Origin of the sequence: Chroococcidiopsis cubana SAG 39.79, from assembly GCF_003991895.1 — a bacterium.
GTDB classification, from domain to species: domain Bacteria; phylum Cyanobacteriota; class Cyanobacteriia; order Cyanobacteriales; family Chroococcidiopsidaceae; genus Chroococcidiopsis; species Chroococcidiopsis thermalis.
Window position 1 is genome coordinate 1 of sequence record NZ_RSCK01000127.1, and the last position, 5,280, is coordinate 5,280.

Consider the following 5,280-nt stretch of genomic DNA (forward strand, 5'->3'; position numbering starts at 1 on the left):
TTGGAAACCCAAGGTAGCATCCCGTTGAGTACGTAACCTCCAGGTTGACGTTCGGCAACCAAAGCGATTTTCTCAATTCCGACCAGTTCGGCGAGTCGAAGACGTACCGTCGTTGAAGTTTGTAGTTGCTTCGGCGGAAGTATCAATATCAGTTTGTTGGAAAAATATAGGACCAAACAGATCTTGTAAACTCGCTCCCCCTGCTACTGATTCTTGTTCCCGATCGGATAATTCAACAAATAGTGCTGTATCTTTAATTTCTGTCATCTGAGACATAGCATCCTCCCCATTTCTTCATTAAGGTAAGAAAAATTTCAAATGTTCCCCTGGTGCATGACGCAACTCTGATAGGGGTCCTTGGACGACCAATTTACCTTGATTCATTAACACCACCCACTCTGCGCGATCGACCACGGCAGGACGGTGAGTAATTAAAATTGTGGTTTTGCCTTTACGGGCAGCAAAAAGCCGTTCCAAGACTTCAAATTCGCCGATCGGATCGAGTCCAGATGTCGCTTCATCCAAGATCAGCACGGGTGGGTTGTTTACAATAGCGCGGGCGATCGCCAACCTCTGCCGCTGTCCTCCAGACAAGTTCGCCCCAAATTCTCCTAACACTGTCTGATATTTATTTGGTAGTTGGCTAATAAAGCCATCTGCATTAGCAATTTGACAAGCTTTCACTATTTGTTCAAACTCAAGATGGGGATTACCTAAACGGAAATTATCTAAAATCGAGCGACTCCAAAAGTGGGGTTCTTGAGGAATTAAAACAACTTGCTGACGCAAACAATCGAGCGATAAATCCTGCAAGTTATATAAGCCAATCCGAATATTTCCCGACTGCGGCTCGTACAACCCCGAAATCAGTTTTGATAAAGTACTTTTACCACAACCCGACTGTCCGATCAAAGCAACAATTTTTCCCCCAGGAAGTGTGACTGAAAAATCTTCTAATAAATCTATCCGTCCCGCATGATGAAAACAAATATGCGAACATTCAATGTCAGCATCGGATAAAATTTTGGCAAATGGTTTATAAGTGTCTCCTACAGATTCTGGCGTAGCATCAATCACTTCTAGCAGGCGAGTGACCGCAGTTTGAGTCCGAAAATATTCATCAGTCAGTCCAATTAAAGAACTAATTAAGCCGATGACGTTTCCCTGCATACTATTGAACGCCAGCATTTGACCGATGCTGAGTTCGTTTTTAATCACTAAAACGCTACCATAACCTAATAGAGCAATGCCCCCAATACTACTAATAAGTTGCGTAAAAGTACTGTTAAGAATACCGAGTTTAATCGTACTAAATGTTAAATTCGCCATTCGTCCAAAACGGCTCTGAAATTCATCCCAGAATTGAGGTGCGGCTGTTGTGGTTTTCATCACCATCGCACCTTTAAATGTTTCTACTAATACACCCTGATTCTCAGCTGATAATATTAAAAGATTACGTGTTTTTTGCTGTAGTGTCGGCAAAAACGGTACAGTAGAAAAAGCCATTACCATCCCTACTAGTAAGACGGTAAGTGTTAGCTTCCAACTATAAAATACCATAAATGCGAAAGAAATTATCGCTATAAAAATCTGGCTGGGTAGGTGAGCGACAATTTGCGAAACTAACTGGTTAATTTCACTAATATCTCGCAGACGACTGGTAATTTCTCCACTACGACGAGATTCAAAATAACTTAAGGGCAAGTGCAAGAGTTTGCGACCGAATTCTAACACCAGTCCTAACTGTAACCGCTGACCGAAATGAGAGATCATGGTTGATTGCAACAGTCCCATCGTGCTGCTAAAAATGTTGGTCACGATCACAGCAGCTACCACCACCGTGAGTAACTGCATATCTCCCCGCACTAGAACATCATCTGTAAGAATTTGAATTAAAATTGGGCTGGCTAAAGAAAGTAAACCTAAAACAATATTGATCCCAAGTGCTTCTAGCAATAGCAGGCGATAAGGCCAAATTCTGCGGAAAAAGCGTGAAAAGCCGCCAGAAGATTCTTCTTCTCCCATATTATGGAAGCGGTCTGGATCGGGAACCAGCAACAGCATGATTCCACTCCAAGCTTCCAACAACTCTCGCCGGGTGAGGTAACGAATACCAACTGCGGGATCGGCGACAACAAATTTATTACCTTGCCGTCCAAACAAGACAATCCAGTGGTAGCCTTGCCAGTGAATGATGGCTGGGAGAGGGACTTCATGAATTTTGTCTAAAACCTCACTCGATGCTTTGACCGATCGCGCATTTAATCCTAAAGCTTCAGCACCGCGTTTCAACCCTAACATCGTCGTTCCCAGTTGTCCGGTTCCGACTGCTTCCCGACTGCGGTTGATGCTCAAAACTTTACCGTAATGCTTGCAAATCGTTGCCAAACAAGCCGCCCCGCAATCTTCCTCACTCGCTTGTAAAATCGCTTGATATTTTTTCTTCAGCAGACTAACCATGATAGATGCAGGCAATTCAGTTAACAGTGACCAGTGACCAGTTAGTTTTGACTTTTGACTTTTGACTTACCAATGACAAATGACAAATGACAATTGACCACTACTTTTAGATACCCGAAAGAATTCTTGCTTTACGTAAAACGAATTGTAATGGTGTCTCTGATTTGGAAATAATGTCTACTGTCCCTTCCATACCAGGTTGCAATCGACACAGGCGATCGCCAGTACCGACAAACCACGTATTCGGCTGAATTGTCACCTCATATGCGCCTGCTGGAGTCGGGGACTCGCTGGCTGCACCGCTAGCAGTAGGTACGACATCGGGAGCCACGGTTTTGACTACACCCTTAAGCGTGCCGTAGTCGGGGTAAGGACAGGCGGAAACGCGCATCTGAACTTGCTGACCTGGCTTGATCTTGCTAATCTCTGCGCCTGGGACGTAGGTTTTGATGTCTAAACGCGAGTTGGTGCGGGAAATTTGGGCGATCGCTTGTCCGGTGCTAACTACCTGTCCTGGGTTGCGCAACTCTAGTTTCAACACCGTACCATCAGTGGGGGAGAGAATCATGGTCTTGCTCAGTTCTACCCCCATTTGTTGAACTTCTTTAGTGTCGCGGGCAACTTGGTTTTGTAATTCGATTTGGTTACTAACTAAGTTTTTACGTTCTTTTTGTAATGCGGCTACGGTTGCCATACCCCGTGCTTCTTCTTGGGCGATGCGTTCGTTGGCGATCGAGACTGTAGCATTACTGGGGTTGAGATTGGCTTTGGCTTGATTGACTTTTGCCTGCGCCGCTTTGTAAGCTTGTTCTTTTTCTTTAACTTGTAATATAGGAATTGCGCCTGTATTGGCTAGTTGACGGTAGCGTTGCATCTCCTCTCGCGCCAGATCTAATGAGGCTTGAGCGACTTGCACTTCTGCGATCGCTGTCTGTTGTTTGGCAAGGTAATCTCTTTGCTGTAGTTGCAATTCTGCTTGGGCGGAAGCAACTGAACGAGTTGATAAATTTGATTCTGCCGCAATTTGACTATCGATGGAACTCAACTGAGATGAAATTTGTCTCAGTTGAGAACGGCTTTGTTGAATGCTGTCAAGTAATTGGTTTCTTCTAGTTAAAATTTGTGAATTGTCAACGTAAGCGATCGCATCACCTTTTTTCACCAATTGGTTTTCTTTGACGGTAATGTTTCTGACAACGCCATCGGATGCCGATTGGACGATTTGAACTTCGCCGCGAATTGATGCAGGTGCTTTAACTGTCACGTTGTAGTTGAGCGTAGCAGCCAAGGATACCGCTGCACTGAAGGCAACTACCAGAACTCCGCCGCCAATTGTGACTGTAGGACTAATTGAGGGTAGAAACTCTTCGCTTTCAACTATTCGTAGAGATTCTGGATTGACTTCGCTAACCATGACTGTGAACCTTTAAACTACATCATTTGTCTGAGACGTTGAGCGCAAAAGTTAGGTAACTGCGATCGCTATTAAGAAAACTTCTAGTTCTCGCTTTTGTTATAAATCTTTTCTAGAAGATATAAAATCTTGACATTGGTTTAAGCAGGAAGGGATGATGAAATGGATCTTTCTTACCATTGTCTGATTCTGTTTGGCGGCTTGTTTCATGTTCCGTAAATTCATGAGTTTCCTTATTAATTTCGGTATAGTTAGCGCCGCCAGCTACAGACTCTTGTTGCTCTGTGGTTAATTCTAAAAACAATTCTGGTAATAGATTTTTCGGAAAAGACATGGTTGATTTGCTCCAATTGTTACAATCTCATTCATTTCGTCATAATAAAAAACTTCCAGAGACTTCATACCTTGGGTTGTTCTCATTTATGCACCGAGCTAGGCAAACCAAGCGCAATGAAAACGGTAGTGGAAGCTCTGGAGTTGTTTAGCGGATAGTCTGTACTACTGATTTATCTATCCATCACCGTAATCTTTCTCGGCGATTACTTGGCAGTAAAGTACTTGAAGGCATCAGTTTCAAACTTGTGGTTGGCATTCAAGTAATCTTGCTCAACATAGCTACCGTCGCGAGTCGAAGCAATCCCTACCTTGAGATGTTGCACGGATTTGTTTTCTTTCAAGCTGGTTCCCAGAGCATCATAGATGGAATTGTCACCATAGCTGTCCCAAGAATAACCACCTGCGACTAATTGTTGTTGCTCGTCAGATAGTTCGACAAATAACTCGGTGTTTTCGGTAATCATTGTGAGTAATCTCCTGAAGTTGTTTAAATGACTTAATTTAGATTTTGCTGGGAGGTAATTCTCTCGTTGGAGTTGAGAGAATTACACCTTATGAGTTCAGTTAGTCTGAACTATTTAGCTGTGAAATACTTGAAAGCGTCAGTTTCAAACTTGTGGTTGGCATTCAAGTAATCTTGCTCAACGTAGCTACCGTCGCGAGTCGAGGCAATTCCTACTTTGAGATGTTGCACGGATTTGTTTTCTTTCAAGCTGGTTCCCAAAGCATCATAGATGGAATTGTCACCATAGCCGTCCCAAGAATAACCACCTGCGACTAATTGTTGTTGCTCGTCAGATAGTTCGACAAATAATTCAGTATTGGTTTCGTTAATCATTGTGAGTAATCTCCTGAAGTTGTTTGAGTTGAAGTTATTTGGGTGAATTAATTTGAGATTTGCTGAGAGGTAATTCTCTCGTTGGAGTTGAGAGAATTACACCTTATGAATTCAGCTAGTCTAACTACTTAGCTGTGAAATATTTGAACGCATCAGTTTCAAACTTGTGGTTGGCATTCAAGTAATCTTGCTCAACGTAGCTACCGTCGCGAGTCGAAGCAATTCCCACCTT

Annotated in this window: 6 protein-coding genes; all 6 read right to left on the reverse strand. The window is 43.2% G+C overall.

The window, feature by feature from the left end; all coding sequences use genetic code 11:
• Positions 1-72 precede the first annotated feature (72 nt).
• Complete coding sequence (locus DSM107010_RS33710) at positions 73-276, reverse strand: hypothetical protein (protein ID WP_127025073.1); 204 nt, start codon at positions 274-276, stop codon at positions 73-75.
• Between the two features lie 21 nt (positions 277-297).
• Complete coding sequence (locus tag DSM107010_RS33715; protein ID WP_106169889.1) at positions 298-2,460, reverse strand: peptidase domain-containing ABC transporter; 2,163 nt, start codon at positions 2,458-2,460, stop codon at positions 298-300.
• 106 nt (positions 2,461-2,566) lie between these two features.
• Positions 2,567-3,874 (reverse strand): HlyD family secretion protein, encoded by a 1,308-nt coding sequence (locus DSM107010_RS33720; protein WP_015156834.1) that lies wholly within the window; start codon positions 3,872-3,874, stop codon positions 2,567-2,569.
• Positions 3,875-3,986: 112 nt separating this feature from the next.
• Entirely contained in the window at positions 3,987-4,208 is a 222-nt protein-coding gene (locus DSM107010_RS33725; protein ID WP_106169886.1) for a hypothetical protein, read from the reverse strand.
• Between the two features lie 205 nt (positions 4,209-4,413).
• Complete coding sequence (locus DSM107010_RS33730) at positions 4,414-4,674, reverse strand: CTB family bacteriocin (RefSeq protein ID WP_106169883.1); 261 nt, start codon at positions 4,672-4,674, stop codon at positions 4,414-4,416.
• A gap of 110 nt (positions 4,675-4,784) precedes the next feature.
• Positions 4,785-5,048, reverse strand: a complete 264-nt coding sequence (locus tag DSM107010_RS33735) for a CTB family bacteriocin (RefSeq protein ID WP_015156831.1) — start codon at positions 5,046-5,048, stop codon at positions 4,785-4,787.
• Positions 5,049-5,280 lie beyond the last annotated feature (232 nt).

Bases quoted from the DNA above. Each gene is read 5' to 3' on its own strand.
- DSM107010_RS33710 (WP_127025073.1), bottom strand. From the start codon at position 276: ATGTCTCAGATGACAGAAATTAAAGATACAGCACTATTTGTTGAATTA.
- DSM107010_RS33715 (WP_106169889.1), bottom strand. From the start codon at position 2,460: ATGGTTAGTCTGCTGAAGAAAAAATATCAAGCGATTTTACAAGCGAGT.
- DSM107010_RS33720 (WP_015156834.1), bottom strand. From the start codon at position 3,874: ATGGTTAGCGAAGTCAATCCAGAATCTCTACGAATAGTTGAAAGCGAA.
- DSM107010_RS33725 (WP_106169886.1), bottom strand. From the start codon at position 4,208: ATGTCTTTTCCGAAAAATCTATTACCAGAATTGTTTTTAGAATTAACC.
- DSM107010_RS33730 (WP_106169883.1), bottom strand. From the start codon at position 4,674: ATGATTACCGAAAACACCGAGTTATTTGTCGAACTATCTGACGAGCAA.
- DSM107010_RS33735 (WP_015156831.1), bottom strand. From the start codon at position 5,048: ATGATTAACGAAACCAATACTGAATTATTTGTCGAACTATCTGACGAG.